Consider the following 16522-nt stretch of genomic DNA (forward strand, 5'->3'; position numbering starts at 1 on the left):
AGCGGACAAAGTATTAGCTGAGCGTGCAGCTGACTGACTGACTGACGCAAAGCGGCCAACGGCATAACGGTTGGCCTCTTCTGTACCACCTCAGGTATTCCTGAAGGCGGGCATCTGTTTGCACTTAATCAGCCATAGTTTGCGCTTTCTGACTCACTGGTTCAGAAGACAATCCGTTAATGCTGTGCATGCCAGCGCTGCCAGAGCGGTAAGCTGCTGTTCAGTTGCCCCATCTCTGGCCTGGATCGTCATTCCCTGAACGATAGCGCCAATAAAACGCGCGAGGGAGGCGGAGTCAGTCTCCGCTTTCAGCTCTCCTTCACTTACTGCCCGCGACAGCCTTTGCCTCAGTCGCTCAATCGTCGCTTCCCGTTTTGCTGATGCCATACGGGCAATGGCCCTGTTTTCTTCGGCGAACCCTATCGCCGCCACTGAGATCATGCATCCTTTGGGATGTAACGGGGAGGCAAAGGCCTCTGCCTGTCTGTGCAGCCAATGGGTCAAGGTATCGACTATCCCTGGCGCATCTAAATTGTCCGGTTCTAAACCGCCAAAGGTTGCTGCATACCAGTCAAGTGCCTGACTGAAGAGCTCGGCCTTTGAGTGGAAGGCGGTGTAAAGACTTTGGGGAGTAATGCCCATAGCCTGAGTGAGGTCAGCGATTGAGGTGCCCTCATAACCATTTGCCCAGAAGCATTCAGCAGCTTTAGAAAGGACAAGCTCCCGGTCAAAAGAGAGCGGACGGCCGCGCGAACGTGTATTTTTCACAATGATCACTCTTGAAATAAATTTTACCTTGATTATTATGGAGTGGTCACTCTAAAAATACAAAGGTAAACCTATGTCAGATGCACATTCCTTAACCACAGCAGTCAATCAGGCCATAGAGAGCGCGCTGGAAGATCACAGAATCGTTGGCACGGTAGTCATGGTTGCTAAAGGCGATGAGGTCATTTATCGCCGCGCAGCGGGGCTGCAGGACCGGGAAAACGCGATTAATATGCAGCAGGATGCGATTTTTCGTCTCTCCTCAATCACCAAACCACTGGTATCTGTTGCGGCAATGCGTCTTGTCGAGCGCGGGCTGATTGGCCTGGAACAGCCGGTGACGCAATGGCTGCACGATTTTCGGCCAAAACTTCGGGACGGCAGTGAACCAGTCATCCTGATTCATCATCTTCTGGCGCACATGTCAGGGCTGAGTTACGGTTTTCTTGAGCCCGAAGAGAGCGAGTACCACCTTTTCAACGTCTCAGACGGGCTTGATCAACCTGGCCTCGAACTCCGGGAAAACCTTCAGCGTCTTGCAAAAGCCCCCCTGTTATTCAATCCCGGGTCGGCGTGGAAATACTCACTGGCAACAGATGTTCTTGGCGCCGTGCTGGAGGCGGCAACCGGTCTGTCACTGGCGCAGATTATCCGGCAGGAAATCACGGAACCGCTGGCACTGCGGGATAGTGACTTCGCCGTTTCAGACCCTTCCCGTCTTGCGGTGCCTTATGCCAATGCCGAACCCCGTCCGCTCAGAATGACGCACGAGACCGCTCTGCCACTCTGGGGCGGAAAGGTGAAATTCCATCCCGATCGCATTCTTCATCCCGGCTCCTATCCTTCAGGCGGATGTGGAATGGCAGGTACAGCTGAAGACATCCTCCGGTTCCTTATGCATATCAAGCCAAGCGGTTCGGCACTTATCAGACCTGAAACGCTTGAAATCATGATGAAAGATCATGCGAGTCCCGAAGCTCAGGCGCTGGGTCCAGGCTGGGGTTTTGGTTATGGCTGGGCGGTGTTATCTGACCCTGAAATGGCTGCATCACCTCAGGCTAAAGGGACATTGCAATGGGGCGGGGTTTATGGTCACAGCTGGTTTGTTGATACTGAAAATGATTTACGGGTCGTTATCCTTACCAACACCGCTTTTGAAGGCATGTGCGGCCAGCTGGTCAACGATATCAGGGATGCGGTGTATGGATCTCTCAGCTGAAACACCGTCCTGCTGGTGATACAGCCTATGCTTCCGACGGTCACCCTTTCTGGTGTGCCGTCCACATTTATCGCTGGATTATCAGAGTCCGGCTTAATTTGCTGCGGACTGGCTCGCTTAAAAAATGGGGCCCCATGGGCCCCATACATTCTTCACGGAATCTTAAGCAACCGCTATTCAGGTAAAGCGTAAACCACCACCTGGTCGCCCACCTGATCCTTGAGGATGGTATTACCGCCGGCGACAAACGCCACGTACTGGCGGCCTTTATACTCATAGACCGAGGGATTGGCTACCGCAGGGGCTTCTGCCTGATCGGACCACAGCTCCTCGCCACTCTCCACGGAATAGGCACGAACCTTAGCATCCATTGACGCACCAATAAATATCACGCCGCCCGCAGTGACTGCCGGGCCGCCGATGGTCGGTGAGCCCCAGCTTTCTGGCATAAAGAAGCCATACTGCTGAGATGCGCCAACAGGACGACGCCATTTGACGTCACCGGTGTGCATATCAATCGCCACGATTTCACCAAAGGGTGGCTGCCAGCACGGCATGCCCAGCCAGTTATTGGCAACCATGAGACGCATGCCGTAAGGCGCGCCTTCCTGTGGTGCAAAACCACTCTCATTGCCCGCGCCATTATCCGCTTTTTCATAATCTTCGCGGCTGTAGAGCTTAACGTACTGCACGATATGGGAGGTGTTAACGATCGCGATCTGTTTTTGAGGATCGAACGCGACGCCGCCCCACTGCACGCCACCCGCACTGTCCGGATACGTCAGTGTGCCTTCGCCTTTGGTGACAGGCGGCGTGTACATGCCTTCGTAGGTCAGCTTATCCCACAGCCTTGAACACTGACCAGCCCCCACCATATCCGCCAGTTTCCAGATCGCTGGCTTTTTCGACTGGTCAAGCAGCGGTGCAGGTTTCGTCGGGAATGGCTGCGTGGGTGAAAGAACTTCACCCTGAACCGAGCCATCACCCTGCGGCACAGGTCGCTCTTCAATCGGCCAGACATCCTCACCGGTCAGCCGATTCACTACAAACAAAAAGCCCTGCTTGGTTGCCTGAATCAGTGCCGGGATCGGTTTGCCATTGACCGTGATATCCATCAGTGTCGGCGCCGAGTTGATGTCGTAGTCCCACACATCGTGGTGCACCCACTGACGGGACCAGACGACTTTACCTGTGTTCACATCCAGTGCAGTGGTTGAGGTAGCCAGTGGGATAGGTGCAGTGCGGTTACCTCCCCAGTAGTTGGGAGACGGCGATGAGACCGGCAGATACACCAGTCCATGCGCCTCATCAGCTGACATATGTGTCCAGACGTTAGCCGTACCGGTCCGTTTGCGGACCGCTTCCGGAATAGCGTCAAACGTCCACTCGCGTTTGCCGGTCTGCGCATTCACAGCGAAAACTGTGCCCGGAGGCGCTTCAGCATAGGCCCAGTCCTTGCCCGCCCAACCAATCAGCAGGTGGTTACCCACGACCGTTGGTGGCTGCAGAACTGAAAGCGGGTATTTGGCGTTAATCGTGTTCCACTGATTCAGATCGAGAACACCATTATCAGCAAAGTCGCTGCATGGCTTTCCGGAATCGGCATCCAGCGCAAAGAGCTTGCCATCAACCGTACCCATGTAGACGATTTTCTGACACGCCTGTCCGGCGACGGGGGTTTTTGCCTGCCAGTAAGAGACGCCCCGGTTTTTCAGAACGGGCTGGGTCAGGGCTTTACGCGGGGACTTGGTGTCGTAGTGCCATTTCTCTTTGCCCGTACCGGGATCGAGGGCAATCAGGCGATCGAAAGGCGTACCGATATACAGGGTCTGATTGGCAAAAATAGGGGTGGCTGACCAGACGGTCGCGGGCGTGTCACCCTTGCCGTCCGAGACATCACCGGTATGAAATTCCCAGATCTTCTTTAACTGGCTGACGTTGTCGGTATTGATCTGCTTCAGCGGGCTGTATTTCTGCGCGTTAAGCTGACCATGAAAGCTGTCCCAGGTCGCACCCGATGGCACCAGAGAAGTCGGCGGATTGTCTGCCGTTGCGACCTTATCTCCATCACGCTTGCCGGTTGATGCATCGTCTGTGGTGTTAGTGGTACCGGGAGATTGGTGATCAGCCGCATCCGGACTGACCTTCTCCCGCGCGCCCATAGAGGCCTCCGCAGCTTTATCCTGCGCATGGAGTGCCAGTGGGGTAAGCAGCAGCGCCAGCGCCGTCATGCCGACTTTCATTACCGGAGTCGTTTTATTGTTCTTCACGAAGGTTTCCTCAGGCTTTAACGCGATGGTCAGGACGGGCGGGGTTTCTGCAGAGCGTAATCAGACCAATAAGGCCTGCAACCATCGCTGCCGTAATGATGTACTGATGCAGCAAGGCGGCGGCGAAAGCAGTACCGAATAACACGACCAGGGTCAGAACAATTACTGTCGCACGTGCACCGCGACCGGATGCACTACGCAGAATAAATGTCAGTATCGCCAGAATGACGCTGGCAATAGCCACACCTAACGCGCCGATTGTACCGGTCACACCGGTCAGTGGCGTCAGCCACGCATACAAAGCCACCGCGAAACCGATCGCTGCCGCGATCAGCAGCAGTAAGCCGCCCAGATGTGAAGATTGAGGTTGCAACATAACAGGAAGTCCCATGGTATTTGATTAATCATTAAATATGGCGCACTGGCAGGTTTATGCGGCTGTTTTTCACCGGAAAATGATAAAAAAACCTGCCATCTGTAGCTGACTGAACAACCAATGTATTCAGGTCACCGGTTAATGCGTGAGCTTCCTCAGGGAAGCTGCGCACCTCAGGCCTGGAAGGAAAACGGAATTACGCAAGCCGGGATGTGCTGCGGGCAAAAAGTATTTTTGAATAGAAGAGGCGATGTTATGGAGTGTGTGAAACCCCGGAAAGGTTATTAACTAATACCAGAATTGCATAATCAGTTATCTCATCCATGCTTAATCTGTAACTTTAGCTGAGGAGATATCATGTCAGACGAATATAAAAAATGCATCGAATCCTGTTACCTGTGCGCAGCTGCATGTGATAACTGCGCGGCTTCATGTCTCGAAGAAGAGAATCTTGAAATGATGCGTGAATGCATAAAGCTGGATATGCAATGTGCAAATATCTGCCGTCTCGCAGCTCAATTCATGACACTAAATAGCGACTCAGCACAGGCGCTATGCCGTCTTTGCGCTGACGTTTGTCAGAAGTGCGGCGATGAGTGTGGAAAGCATGAACATGATCATTGTCAGGAGTGCTCCAGAGCTTGTCATCACTGTGCTGAACAATGCAGAAAGATGGCAGCCTGAGAATGAATTAAATTTGCTAAACCCGCTTCGGCGGGTTTTTTATTCCCGGTGGTAAGCCCGCTTGTGCCAGAAGCGGACGCTTAATGCAGGCCTGAATATTTAAACTTTAAACCGCGCAGGCGTCGTACCAAATACTCTGCGAAACAGGGCGATGAAGGCACTCACATTGTTGTACCCAAGTTCCAGTGCAACTGTTGTCACTTGCTTGCCTGAAGCCAAAAGCTCAAGAGCCTTGAGTAGCCGTATGCGCTGTCGCCATTCATTAAAGGTAAAACCAGTTTCAGCGTTAAACCGACGAGACAGTGTGCGCGAAGATATTCCTGCCCAGACCGCCCATTCCTTAAGTCCACGATCGTCGTTCGGGTTGTCAGATAGTGCCTGAGCAATTCTGACGAGCCGGACATCCTGCGGCATGGGCAGCCCAAGATCGACTTCAGGAAGGGAGCCTATTTCATCCAGAATAACGCCAGCTAAACGTTTTTGAGGCGCATTTAACTCTGCATTTTCCCATGAGGCAGCCCGTGTTATTGCCTCACGCAACAGATTTGTAATTGAGAGAACAGCAGGTTTATCAGTTAGTTCACTGCATAGGGTGGCAGACACATAGATACTCCAGCCTGAATAAGGGCCGTGCGAGCGTAGTCCATGCGAAACATCTGGAGGTATCCATACGGCATGCGTTGCCGGTACGACCCACCGATAATCTCCGGCATCGACCGTAAGCAGCCCATCCTCAGCTCCGAGTAATTGTCCACAGAAGTGATGGTGGCGAGCCGTTTCCCTTATTGCATCAGACTGGCTGACTGTGACAATCAATGGGGGGCCATCTGGAGCTAAAGTCCGGGTGAACGAAATCAATGGTTCAGTCATATTGGCGCGCCTGAGGTATTTGATGTCTTTTATACCGTACCGAAGCCATCGGGTCGATTGTAAAGTACGCCTGACTTTTACTGAGGGCAGACCATGAAAATGATTTCTATTACTGACGTACTGGATGAGATTCTTAACCAACAGCAGATGCCACTCGATGTGATAATTAATCGCTATTTTAGTCCCGGTTATCGGCAGCGTACTGATAACGCGTGGGAGGACTTAGATGGATTTACTCAACATGCACGTAAACTTCGCGAGATCATTGCTTCCGGCATAATTGAGATGCACGACGAGTTACGGGATGGAAATCGCTATGCTTCAAGGCATCGTGTTTTGTGTTTTAAGCGTGATGGTGAAGAGGCAGTTATGGAAGTGTATATGTTCGCTGAAACAGATGATTCTGGACGATTTATTCGTATCGAAGAAGCCACACTAATGATTAAAGGTCTGGAAAGTGACCGAGACCTAGGAAGCGCCAGATAATCAGGTTTTTATATCTGCTGTTCGCTCACAGGCGGCAACCCGAATCACATCTCCTGACCCGATTGAGATTGAACATGACAACATCATCCTGCAATAAAAGCCACATTCCTGGTCAGAAGCGGTCATTTTCAGCGCCCAAAAAGACAGAGGAAGTGGTTGTGGCCTGATGTACAAATCTGCTTGAGCAGATTACACACAGGATGATACCCAGCATTATCATAATCATCACCGGGCCTACCGTTTCAGACAGCAGCGTTGCCGAAATTGCGAGACCCAGCAACGGCTTCAGCAACTGTAACTGTCCTAAGGAGGCGATGCCGCCAGCGGCCAGCCCTCTGGCCATGTCTCCATAGAGGCACTCAACATCAGCGGCAGCGAAATAAGCATTGCCCGGCAGATCACCGGTTACTGAGACAGAACCCGCTCAGCTGAGCCTGTACGATCTTCTGCCTGTCATAAATGGCAACCTGCCTGGGCACTTCAAATTCATAAACGCGAAGTCGCCCAGCATCAGTCGGGTAATGTTTGTTCACATCAATAATGTGCTGTGCATGGGCGTTTTGACACCACTGCTCATTTCAGCAACCGGAAAAATAGAAATATGGCTAAGCGACGCCAGCGTTATCAGCATGCCTCAGGCCTTTTGCCCCCCACAGTTCAGGGAGACTACAGCGGCGCAGCTGACTGACTATCAGTAGCTCCCAGTGGCATTCACTGAGACGCATAAATCAAGACCCACACCAACAGCTTACTGAGCCTGCAAGCCTTAATGTCTTCAAAGATCAGCGGGCTTCGTCCTGCAGCCGGTGGCGATAATGTTTCAGGACAACGTGTGTCACGATCTGTCCGTAAATAAAGCCGCCCAGCCCGCCACATATTACGGCGCCGGTTATGCCGCCACAGTACGCTCCCGCGCCACCGAGGGCCCCGCAGAGCATGAGTCCCACCCAGGTCTGCCAGTGCCGGAAGGCCGATTTGTATGCTCTACGCCAACGACTTCCCCGCTCCCGAAAAGATAGGTCTTTTAGTTCGGGAATACTCTTTTGTGTCCAGTAGATTTTCACGATAGTGTCCTTGTTACGATTGCCAGGCGAAGAAAAACATAATGTGCTGGCCCAGAAAAGGTTTATCCGCCCGGCGCTTTTCGATCATCACGGAAGCTGACCTGACGTCAGTCCGCTTTGTTTCAGAAGCAAACGTTGAAGCCGTAATACCATTTTTGCAACATTGCAGGTATGAGGCATTTGTATTTTTATGGCAGCCTTCGGATAAGGCTATTCTTCCCTGAAACCTCTTTAATCCAGACAGGCTCTCGCGATCTGCCTTCGCATCATCAGGTGAGATTATTTTATTCCCGGAATATCTTTTAACCTAGTTGTATAGCGTGGCGACAACCTTTCACGCTTCATCTGCCATGAACTGTCGCGCGCTCCCTGCCCCGCAAACCAGACCTTTCCTTTCCCTGAACGATTAATGCCGTCCAGTGCCGCCATTAAAGCATCTGCGTTTGCACGGGGCTGCTGCTCACTGAACAGGTCAAACTGCGTCATGCCGGACGGGTAAAAATCTCCCAACATCACCCCAGCTTTGGCATAGCGGAAGCCCTCCCGCCAGATAGTTCCAAGACCGCGAAGCGCTGATTCTATAATGTCCCGCGTATCACTGGTCGGATAATCGCACATGCAGGATGCCGTGTTGGAATATCGCGGCTCATCGCCATGTCTGCCGGTGGCAACTGAGACACTGATATGCCTGCAGCGTGAATTCTGCTCCCTGAGCTTTTCTGCCGCACGCGTGGCATACAGCACGATTGCCTGCTGCATGTCTTCCAGTTTTGTGACTCTTTCACCAAAAGACCGCGAGTTCAGTATGTGCTCTTTTGGCGGCGGTGCATCCTCAAGCGCAATGCAGGACTCACCATTCAGCTCACGGGTGATACGCTCAACGATGACGTCAAAATTTTTCCGTATCATGCTGATGTTGCTGTCTGCCAGCTGCAGAGCCGTTGTTATTCCCAGCTGATTCATGCGTTTGCTGATGCGCTGACCAATACCCCAGATATCGCTGACGTTGGTCAGATGCAGGAGCTTTCGCTGCCGGTGTCTGTCGGACAGGTCCACGACGCCGTTAGTCTGTGTCCATTTCTTTGCCGCATGGTTGGCCAGTTTCGCCAGCGTTTTCGTCGGCGCAAACCCCACGCCGATAATGAGTCCCGTTTCCCTGCGGATACGCTCGCGCATCTGCTGTCCGAAGGTCTCAAGCGGGATAAGGCTGTTAATCCCTGGAACGTCCAGAAAACACTCGTCAATTGAGTAAACTTCCTGCCCCGCAGCCATCTCCCCCAGTATCGCCATCATGCGTGCCGACATGTCGCCATACAGCTCGTAGTTGGAGCTGAATACGTATACCCCGTTCTCCCTGAAGAAACGCTCATTCTTAAACAGCGGGGCCGCCATTTTTATGCCCATTCGCTTTGCTTCATCCGAGCGGGCAATAACGCAGCCATCATTATTCGACACAACCACAATGGGTTTTCCGCGCAGGTCGGGTCGGAATACCGTTTCACAGGAGGCGTAAAAATTATTGGCATCGGCCAGCGCAAACATCCCTACTCTCCTGCCGGCCCGTTGAATCCCACCCCGGCCACATCAGTGAGCGCATAGGCAACCACACCCCAGACGGGCAGCGTCTGGTTCACATCCAGCACTGTTACCGTTTCGTCCTCGTCCAGCGCCTGCAGCGCGGGAACCGGATTGAGCAGCAGTCGTCTCAGCGTCAGCTCCCCGTCAACCTCAGCAACGATTAGCTGGCGGTGTACAGGCGTTAGTGCACGATCGATAGCCAGCACGGATCCTTTCACAATACCGGCATCGGGGCAGTCGCTTTCGCTGCGCATCAAATAGGTTGAGTAAGGGGAAAGATGAACGAGATCGCCCAGGTTAAGGCGCGTTTCGGTGTAGTTCTGAGCGGGATTCTGAAAGGCCATTAAAATGCTCCATTCTGACCAGCATTGCTGCCTGTCTGCATCCAACAGGCATACACATTTATGACTCCTGTGATGAGTATAAGTCGTTACAGCCGGCAATGCTCATGTGTGTACGCCGGTGTCTGCTATAGGCAAAAAGCGAGTTTTGTTCTCTTATTCATATTCAAAAGCATCCACATCTTTCCAGCAATGCATTTTCATTCGGTATATGTATGGCTCGCAGAAACAGAAAACCGGGGGCGGCAAAACGTTGCCGCCCCCGGTGTTTCAGCCGTGGAAAGTCACGCTGGTGTCGACCGGCACGCGATCCATGCAGAGGCGACTTCCGGGGGCTGACTCGTCCGGGTAGCCGAAGGAGATACCAAACAGCAGTTTTAACTCGTCAGAAACGCCGAGGAATTCGCGGATGGGGTCGGCAAAAAAACCGAGCGAGGTCTGAGGAATACCACCGAGACCGCGTGCCGCAAGCGACAGCAGGAACATCTGACCATACATACCGATATCACCCGCAACGCGGACGTTGTCGCCAAATGAAGGCATGAACAGGAACGCGGCCTGCGGGGCGTTAAAGAACGAGTAGTTCATCGCCCCCACGCGATGCCGGCCTTCTTTATCCTCGCGCATAACGTTCATGGCTTCGTAGTAGGCTTTGCCCATCGCATCGTTACGCTTACGATATTCGCCGTAAAAGTGATTCTGGTCGAAAGAGAAATCCGGGGAGAACTCACCGGCATCATTTTTTACGTGGAGAATGCTGGAAAGCTGCTTAAGCTTTTCGCCCCGAACGATGTGGGTATTCCAGGGCTGCGTGTTACAGTTGGATGGCGCGCTCTGGGCGTCCTCCAGTACCTCACGTATGATGCTTAGCGGCACAGGTTTGTCGAGAAAACTGCGGATAGAGCGACGTGCGTGGGCAGTTTCTTTGAATGACAGTGTCTCTTCGGATGATGTTTCGGATTGGACAGTCTTCATCGTCATAACGGCTTCCTTAATCTGGATAATGTTTGAAACCTTTTTCCTACACTTTTCCAGTCATCAGGACTGGAGCCCGCAAGATAACGTGGCACCAAAAAAGTGGGATCTTTTAATGTCTTTAGCAAAGGCATCTTTTCGGCCAATGCTAATAACGAAAAAATCGCCCTGTAATTATTACTTCAGGCTATCAGAATAATTCTTATGGGCCTCATCCGCACCACTGGAAAGCAGCATGGTATCCCCTCCTACAGCCAGGAATGAAACGCCCAGATCTTTATAATTTTTTGCTTGCTCCGGAGTGACGGCTATTGTCCCAACAGGGATGCCGAGTGTGTTAACTTTTTTGATCATATATTCCATCGCCTCAACGACTTCTGGATGGAAAATATTTAACCCATGCCCCATATCAACGGCCAAATCAATTGGGCCCAGGAAAATGGCACCAATATCCGATACAGAACAAATTTCTTCCAGATTCTCAAGGCCTTTACGGCTTTCGATTTGAATAATCATCATTGATTCACTGGCAATCCTTTCCATATAGCAAGGTATACGACCATATAAACCAGCACGAACAGCAGAAGCACCCATACCACGATTACCACGAGGTGCAAAAGAAGACCAGTACATGATTTGTTCTGCTTCTTCTTTTGTTTCTACTTTAGGGAATATAATATTGTTTATCCCCTGGTCCATTAACTGTTTAATCAGGCCGGTACTGGGGCCTCCGACACGAACTACAGGCGTCATATTAAATGGTGCAATGGCCCGTGCCGCAGCAACAATACTTTCTACAGTATGAGCGCCATGTTCACCGTCAATGAACAACCAGTCAAAATTACTGGTTGCCAGAACCTCAGCCACATCAGCTGAGGGGATTTCGAGACCTATACCTAATTGCAGGTTTCCCTTTTCGATATTATGCTTAAAATTATTCTTCAGATAATCTTTAACAATAGCCATAATCTGTATATTCCTTATTATAGAGTTGCGTACTGAAATCAGAACTGCGTAAGGATATTTTTCCTCGCGCAAATTGGGCATTTTATTAATTCATCAGATATCAAAAGTGTCGACAACACTTACATGCAGACGAACATTAATATTATTTCGTGTGGCATTTGAATATGGGCACACTTCGTGTCCTTTCTTCACAAGTTCAGTTGCGGAATTTTTGTCCATTCCCCGTACTTCCACATCCAAATCAACATCCAGAGCAAATCCCCCCTGAGCATTTTGTCCTATGCCAACAGCGCAGGAAGTTTTTGTCGAAACACCTTCCAGTTTTTGTTGCTGGATGATATGAATCAGGGCGTTATCGAAACATGCTGCATACCCCATCGCGAATAACTGCTCAGGATTAGCACCTGTCTTACCACTTTCATTTTTGAAGCTGACTAAATCCAGACCGAATGAACCATCATCCAGCGCGACGTGGCCATCACGACCACCGACTGAAGTTGCACGAGTTTTATAAAAAATTTTCATGGTGTTAATCCTTACTGGTTTATTAAATCGTATGCGATATATTATGACCAGATCATATTGCATGATTCAGTGGCGTCAATAAAATTTACAAAATAAATCGTATGCGATATGATAGGGCGAAATGCACGGGAGAGATCTGATGACTGACAGCAAAATTCCTGATATGACTGAGTACACTAACTTGCCGAAACTTGGCGATTTTCTGTGCTTTGCAACCTATACGGCTAACCTTGCATTCGGCAAGGCTTATCAGCCCTACCTGGCTGAACTGGGCTTAACTTACACGCAATGGATTACGCTTCTGGCTCTGGCTGAAGAGGATGGCCAGACCGTGAATCAATTAGGTGAGAAACTGTTTTTAGCCTCCAGCACCCTGACGCCATTGTTAAAAAACCTTGAAAAAAAGGATGTCGTACTTAGGTTACGTTCAAAGGAAGACGAGCGAAAAGTGGGCATTTTTCTTACTGATTGTGGGAGAGAATTGCTCAAAGCAAGCCATCGCTGTCTGGATGTTTTTAATGGTCTTGGACTGACCCTGGAAGAAGTGCAGGTGCTGCAAAAAGCAATCCTCAGGGTACGAGATAATTTATTAAATACATCAAACTCAGACTGAATTTTAACCTCACTGTCTGAGCTACTTATCCCGTGAATGAATCGCCACAGGTTTAACAGCCCCGTCCTTTAAAATATTCTAAAGAGAGGTGCACATGGGCAGTAAGCGCTATTCTGAAGAGTTTAAATTGAAGCAGTAAAAGAGGTTGTTGATCATGGCCATTATCAGGATGCGTCCAGGGTTATCGCAGGAACCATCTGGATCTGCGGGCAGGTAAAGGCGAGGTAAGTATCGTGTCTCCCAACAGGCTCCTGCGACAATCAATCCTGTTGCTCCGCATGAGCATTGGATGAGGGACATTACCTGCATCAGGCCCCACGAAGGCTGGCTGTATCCTGCCATGATTGTTGATCTGTTCTCACGCAAAATTGCTGGCGGTCAATGTAACCGCAGATGGAAAAGGAGAGTGTCCTGAACGCATTGCTGATAGCTGTAAGGCGGCATAACCCCCAAAAACAGGCGCTGGTTCTCTGACCAGGGCAGTCAGTCCACAAGCCATGAGTGGTGGCCGTTCCAGAAATCACATGGAGTTGAAGTCAGCATGAGCCATCGCGGTAACTGCCACGATAATGCAGTTGCAGAAAGCTTTTTTCAATTGCTGAAGCGTGAACGGATAAAGAAAAAGAACTACGAATCGCGTGAACAGCCCGCAGCGCCAAATCCCCCTCCCTGCACCATTCAATGAACTCATCCGGTAACGGCCAGAACGGTGAAACGCTGTCCTGCGAGCGACTGCTGTACGTTGCGTCCTCATTGCCCGACTGCGTCTGATGACACCCTGCCTGCCCGTTAATTTGCATCAGGGAGTGTCATTTCTGAGGCACCACTGGATCTCCGGAAGTTATCGATGTCCTCACACTCAGCACTTTTTCGTTACACAAGCAGACAGGGCTAATACCGGAGAACGGGCGGTTCTCCTCTGACCAGCTAAATAAGCTGGACATTTTCTGAACATCCGCAGGCGCCTGCCGATAATCAATAAGGGGTATATCACCAGGTTGCTTTCCAGAGAAAGCTCGTCACATAAAGAAAATAATTTCCTGATAAATAAGGATAAATATGTTTCCTGCACGTATTGCTACAAAAATGACATTGGGTGGCGTCCTGCTGTTAGGCGTGACGACTGCAATTGTCTGTCTTGTACTGTTGTTACGTGGTCAGCCACGCATTATTGAAGCCAGCAATAAATTAATTGAGCAAGCCGGTGGAAACCTGGTCAGCAGGCTGGACCAGCAGCTGGCGGGCATTCAGGGAGAGGCAGTCAGCATGGCGCGTCTGGCAGAGGTGCTGCCACACGATGTTTCGCTGTGGCAGAACAGTTTTCCGCAAATGATCGACAGTAATGGTAATCATACTATCGCCGGTGGAGGCATCTGGCCTGAGCCGGATGCGTTTGTTGCAGGCACTGCACTGCGCAGCTTCTTCTGGGCGCGTGAAGAGAGTGGCAAACTCGCTTACTCTGACGGATATAATCAGCCTGCTACCGGCGATTATCACAAGGAAAGCTGGTATACACAGGCTCGCAATGCGCCACGCGATCGCTGTACCTGGTCCGATGTTTATCAGGATCAGGTTTCAGGCGTCAAAATGGTGACCTGCAGCGTACCCTACTATGCCGGTGACCGTTTCGCGGGTGTCGCTACACTGGATGTGATGCTGGATAACCTGGCACAGTTTGTGAAAACTCAGGGTAATGTGACGGGGGGTTATGCCCTTGCGGCAGACAAGACCGGTACGCTGCTCTACTACCCTGGCGTGGATACCAAAGTGCTGAATACCTTATCCACTGTTGCTCAGAAAGAGAGCTGGCTGCAGCCCGTTGTGTCAAAATTAAAAAGCCTCGGGCCTGATGCAACCCTGGCCACTGTCGATCGTATTAATGATGCACACCTGAATCAATCCGCACAGGTTACCCTGTTCCGCATGCCGGGAACTGGCTGGATCATAGGTCTGGTTACGCCGGAGAAAGTGGTCAGTGGCATGGCCCGCACGATTATGTGGGATATTTTCATATTCCTTGTGCCTGCCATGATTATTCTGCTTATTCTCACCTGGTGGTTTACACAGCGTATTGGTCAGCGCCTGCGTCATACCTATGATGCTCTGAACGAGATTGCGACAGGAGATGGCGATCTGACGCGCCGTCTTGAGCGTAATGGTCACGACGAACTTGCCGACATTGCCGGAGCCTTCAACATTTTCGTCGATAAGATTGCGGGTGTAATCACCCGTGTTCAAGGCAGCAGCGAAACGGTAGCGATCAATGCATCTGGGCTGGCTCAAAGCAATCAGTCATTTTCAGACAAGATTGCGGAGCAGGCCGCTGCGCTTGAGCAGAGTGCTGCTGCGATGGAACAACTTAACGCAACAGTACAGCAGAACGCTGAAAACACCCGGCTGGCTGATACGGTCGCGGAAAAAACTTCACAGATTGCGCAGACCAGTTCAGGAACAATGGAGGAAATGGTGCACACTATGGCAGCCATTCAGAACTCCTCACAGCGCGTCGCTGAAATCCTGGGACTGATTGACAGCATTGCCTTCCAGACCAATATACTTGCGCTGAATGCGGCAGTAGAAGCGGCGCGCGCCGGTGAGCAGGGAAAAGGATTTGCCGTTGTCGCAGCAGAAGTCCGTGCGCTGGCGCAGCGTAGCGCAAACGCAGCACAGGAAATCAAACTCCTCATTTCCGATTCCGACAGCACGGTCATTGCTGGCAGCAAGCTGGTGAAAGGTGCTGGTGAGCAACTGAAACAACTGGTTAACGACGTACATCGCGTCAGACAGGTTGTTGGGGAGATGCGGGTCGCCGGTGATGAGCAGAGCAAAGGCATTTCTGAAATGACGCTGGCAGTTACACAGATGGAGCGCGGTATTCAGCAAAACCTGTCGCTCATCAACCAGACTGCAGAAAACACTCAGGTTCTGCGTGACGAGGCAGCACAGCTCGCACAGGAAATATCCATATTCAAAGTGGTTAACGGATAGTGCAAATCAAGGTTTGGCTGCGATGAGCCCTAAAACTGATCCAGCATTACTGCCCGGGCCAGCTATCTGGCGCCGGGCGATTTAGTAACCTGCAAGCATGGCTGCACCTTAGAGCAATGTGTTCCAGTTGCGTGCAGCGATTTCACACTGACTCAGAAGGACCTCGCTTCACGTGGCGATACGTATGTACTGATATGATGTCTCTGTAATTAGGGGCATTTTCCTGCGCGCGTAAATTTACCCTTGCAACCCATGCCATAACAGATATGCTATATACGAAACATATTTGTCCTAAAGCCAACGATTAGTTAAGCTATTTCAACGAGATACGCGTATATTGCCCGCTCATTGTTGATAGCAATGCTTACCAATGCATCCCTTTATAATCAAAGAGTTAGCATTTTTTCCGACTCTGTTCGGACAGGTTTCGGATTAAAATGTTTTTGCCTGAAGCCTCTTTACTCCTCACCGACTCTCGCGATCTACCTTGCATCATCAGGTTAAATCCTTTTATTCCCGGAATATCTTTCAGACTCGTTTATAGCGTGGAGACAATTTTTCGCGCTTCATCCGCCATGAGCTGTCGCGCGCTCACTGCCCCGCAAACCAGACCTTGCCTTTCCCTGAGCGATTAATGCTTTCAGTGCCGCCATCAAAGCATCTGAGTTTGCATGGGGCTGCTGCTGCCTGAACTGGGCAAGGCCGCCCTACATTATTTTTGCTTGAGCATCTGGTAGCTTTTCGACTGCGCTTGTGGTTCATTTCAGCAGATAAGCCTATCCATACATCATCACGCCTT

Annotated in this window: 14 protein-coding genes and 1 pseudogene; 6 read left to right on the forward strand and 9 right to left on the reverse strand. The window is 50.9% G+C overall.

Features of this window, described 5'->3' with window-relative positions:
• Positions 1 to 153 precede the first annotated feature (153 nt).
• A complete protein-coding gene (locus tag F3I47_RS13300) occupies positions 154 to 768 on the reverse strand; it encodes a TetR/AcrR family transcriptional regulator (protein ID WP_150029113.1) in 615 nt (204 codons plus the stop codon).
• A 73-nt stretch (positions 769 to 841) separates the two neighbouring features.
• Here F3I47_RS13300 and F3I47_RS13305 point away from each other — a divergent pair, with 73 nt between their 5' ends.
• Positions 842 to 1987, forward strand: a complete 1146-nt coding sequence (locus F3I47_RS13305) for a serine hydrolase (RefSeq protein ID WP_150029114.1) — start codon at positions 842 to 844, stop codon at positions 1985 to 1987.
• A gap of 173 nt (positions 1988 to 2160) precedes the next feature.
• Here the strand turns inward: F3I47_RS13305 and F3I47_RS13310 are convergent, their stop codons facing one another.
• On the reverse strand, positions 2161 to 4218 hold the full coding sequence (locus F3I47_RS13310; RefSeq protein WP_370462010.1) for a pyrroloquinoline quinone-dependent dehydrogenase: 2058 nt from the start codon (positions 4216 to 4218) through the stop codon (positions 2161 to 2163).
• Positions 4219 to 4267: 49 nt separating this feature from the next.
• Positions 4268 to 4633, reverse strand: coding sequence for a hypothetical protein (locus F3I47_RS13315; protein ID WP_150029116.1), 366 nt, complete (start codon positions 4631 to 4633; stop codon positions 4268 to 4270).
• Positions 4634 to 4990: 357 nt separating this feature from the next.
• Between F3I47_RS13315 and F3I47_RS13320 the strand changes: the two genes are divergently transcribed.
• Complete coding sequence (locus tag F3I47_RS13320; RefSeq protein WP_140029438.1) at positions 4991 to 5317, forward strand: four-helix bundle copper-binding protein; 327 nt, start codon at positions 4991 to 4993, stop codon at positions 5315 to 5317.
• A 99-nt stretch (positions 5318 to 5416) separates the two neighbouring features.
• Here the strand turns inward: F3I47_RS13320 and F3I47_RS13325 are convergent, their stop codons facing one another.
• On the reverse strand, positions 5417 to 6187 hold the full coding sequence (locus F3I47_RS13325) for a helix-turn-helix domain-containing protein (RefSeq protein WP_223812720.1): 771 nt from the start codon (positions 6185 to 6187) through the stop codon (positions 5417 to 5419).
• A 99-nt stretch (positions 6188 to 6286) separates the two neighbouring features.
• On the opposite strand from F3I47_RS13325, the gene F3I47_RS13330 reads away from it, so the two are divergent.
• A complete protein-coding gene (locus tag F3I47_RS13330) occupies positions 6287 to 6673 on the forward strand; it encodes a nuclear transport factor 2 family protein (protein WP_190311333.1) in 387 nt (128 codons plus the stop codon).
• Positions 6674 to 8016: 1343 nt separating this feature from the next.
• On the opposite strand, the gene umuC is transcribed toward F3I47_RS13330, so the two are convergent.
• The 5 genes from umuC to F3I47_RS13360 all read right to left on the reverse strand — a co-directional run bounded on the left by umuC (position 8017) and on the right by F3I47_RS13360 (position 12122).
• Positions 8017 to 9279 carry a translesion error-prone DNA polymerase V subunit UmuC gene (gene umuC / locus F3I47_RS13340; protein WP_150029119.1) on the reverse strand — a complete coding sequence of 421 codons (1263 nt, stop codon included), beginning with the start codon at positions 9277 to 9279 and terminating at the stop codon, positions 8017 to 8019.
• A gap of 2 nt (positions 9280 to 9281) precedes the next feature.
• The gene (locus F3I47_RS13345; protein ID WP_009092864.1) at positions 9282 to 9659 is read right to left on the reverse strand and encodes a peptidase; all 378 of its coding nucleotides are present in this window, start codon (positions 9657 to 9659) and stop codon (positions 9282 to 9284) included.
• Between the two features lie 267 nt (positions 9660 to 9926).
• Positions 9927 to 10637, reverse strand: coding sequence for a nitroreductase (locus F3I47_RS13350; protein ID WP_150029120.1), 711 nt, complete (start codon positions 10635 to 10637; stop codon positions 9927 to 9929).
• Positions 10638 to 10808: 171 nt separating this feature from the next.
• Complete coding sequence (locus F3I47_RS13355; RefSeq protein WP_150029121.1) at positions 10809 to 11597, reverse strand: HpcH/HpaI aldolase/citrate lyase family protein; 789 nt, start codon at positions 11595 to 11597, stop codon at positions 10809 to 10811.
• A gap of 93 nt (positions 11598 to 11690) precedes the next feature.
• A complete protein-coding gene (locus F3I47_RS13360; RefSeq protein WP_009092860.1) occupies positions 11691 to 12122 on the reverse strand; it encodes an organic hydroperoxide resistance protein in 432 nt (143 codons plus the stop codon).
• Positions 12123 to 12261: 139 nt separating this feature from the next.
• Here F3I47_RS13360 and F3I47_RS13365 point away from each other — a divergent pair, with 139 nt between their 5' ends.
• From F3I47_RS13365 to F3I47_RS13375, 3 genes and pseudogenes are all read left to right on the forward strand, one after another.
• Positions 12262 to 12735 carry a MarR family winged helix-turn-helix transcriptional regulator gene (locus tag F3I47_RS13365; RefSeq protein WP_150029122.1) on the forward strand — a complete coding sequence of 158 codons (474 nt, stop codon included), beginning with the start codon at positions 12262 to 12264 and terminating at the stop codon, positions 12733 to 12735.
• Between the two features lie 155 nt (positions 12736 to 12890).
• Positions 12891 to 13381: pseudogene (locus F3I47_RS13370) on the forward strand (DDE-type integrase/transposase/recombinase); the annotation flags it as partial.
• 413 nt (positions 13382 to 13794) lie between these two features.
• Positions 13795 to 15723, forward strand: coding sequence for a methyl-accepting chemotaxis protein (locus tag F3I47_RS13375; protein WP_150029123.1), 1929 nt, complete (start codon positions 13795 to 13797; stop codon positions 15721 to 15723).
• Positions 15724 to 16522 lie beyond the last annotated feature (799 nt).

The organism is Pantoea sp. M_10, from assembly GCF_008631515.1.
GTDB lineage: Bacteria > Pseudomonadota > Gammaproteobacteria > Enterobacterales > Enterobacteriaceae > Pantoea > Pantoea anthophila.

What these genes read in the sequence shown, in the direction of transcription:
- F3I47_RS13305 (WP_150029114.1), top strand. Translation starts at nt 842, where the DNA reads ATGTCAGATGCACATTCCTTAACCACAGCAGTCAATCAGGCCATAGAG.
- F3I47_RS13310 (WP_370462010.1), bottom strand. Translation starts at nt 4,218, where the DNA reads ATGACGGCGCTGGCGCTGCTGCTTACCCCACTGGCACTCCATGCGCAG.
- F3I47_RS13315 (WP_150029116.1), bottom strand. Translation starts at nt 4,633, where the DNA reads ATGTTGCAACCTCAATCTTCACATCTGGGCGGCTTACTGCTGCTGATC.
- F3I47_RS13320 (WP_140029438.1), top strand. Translation starts at nt 4,991, where the DNA reads ATGTCAGACGAATATAAAAAATGCATCGAATCCTGTTACCTGTGCGCA.
- F3I47_RS13325 (WP_223812720.1), bottom strand. Translation starts at nt 6,187, where the DNA reads ATGACTGAACCATTGATTTCGTTCACCCGGACTTTAGCTCCAGATGGC.
- F3I47_RS13330 (WP_190311333.1), top strand. Translation starts at nt 6,287, where the DNA reads ATGATTTCTATTACTGACGTACTGGATGAGATTCTTAACCAACAGCAG.
- umuC (WP_150029119.1), bottom strand. Translation starts at nt 9,279, where the DNA reads ATGTTTGCGCTGGCCGATGCCAATAATTTTTACGCCTCCTGTGAAACG.
- F3I47_RS13345 (WP_009092864.1), bottom strand. Translation starts at nt 9,659, where the DNA reads ATGGCCTTTCAGAATCCCGCTCAGAACTACACCGAAACGCGCCTTAAC.
- F3I47_RS13350 (WP_150029120.1), bottom strand. Translation starts at nt 10,637, where the DNA reads ATGACGATGAAGACTGTCCAATCCGAAACATCATCCGAAGAGACACTG.
- F3I47_RS13355 (WP_150029121.1), bottom strand. Translation starts at nt 11,597, where the DNA reads ATGGCTATTGTTAAAGATTATCTGAAGAATAATTTTAAGCATAATATC.
- F3I47_RS13360 (WP_009092860.1), bottom strand. Translation starts at nt 12,122, where the DNA reads ATGAAAATTTTTTATAAAACTCGTGCAACTTCAGTCGGTGGTCGTGAT.
- F3I47_RS13365 (WP_150029122.1), top strand. Translation starts at nt 12,262, where the DNA reads ATGACTGACAGCAAAATTCCTGATATGACTGAGTACACTAACTTGCCG.
- F3I47_RS13375 (WP_150029123.1), top strand. Translation starts at nt 13,795, where the DNA reads ATGTTTCCTGCACGTATTGCTACAAAAATGACATTGGGTGGCGTCCTG.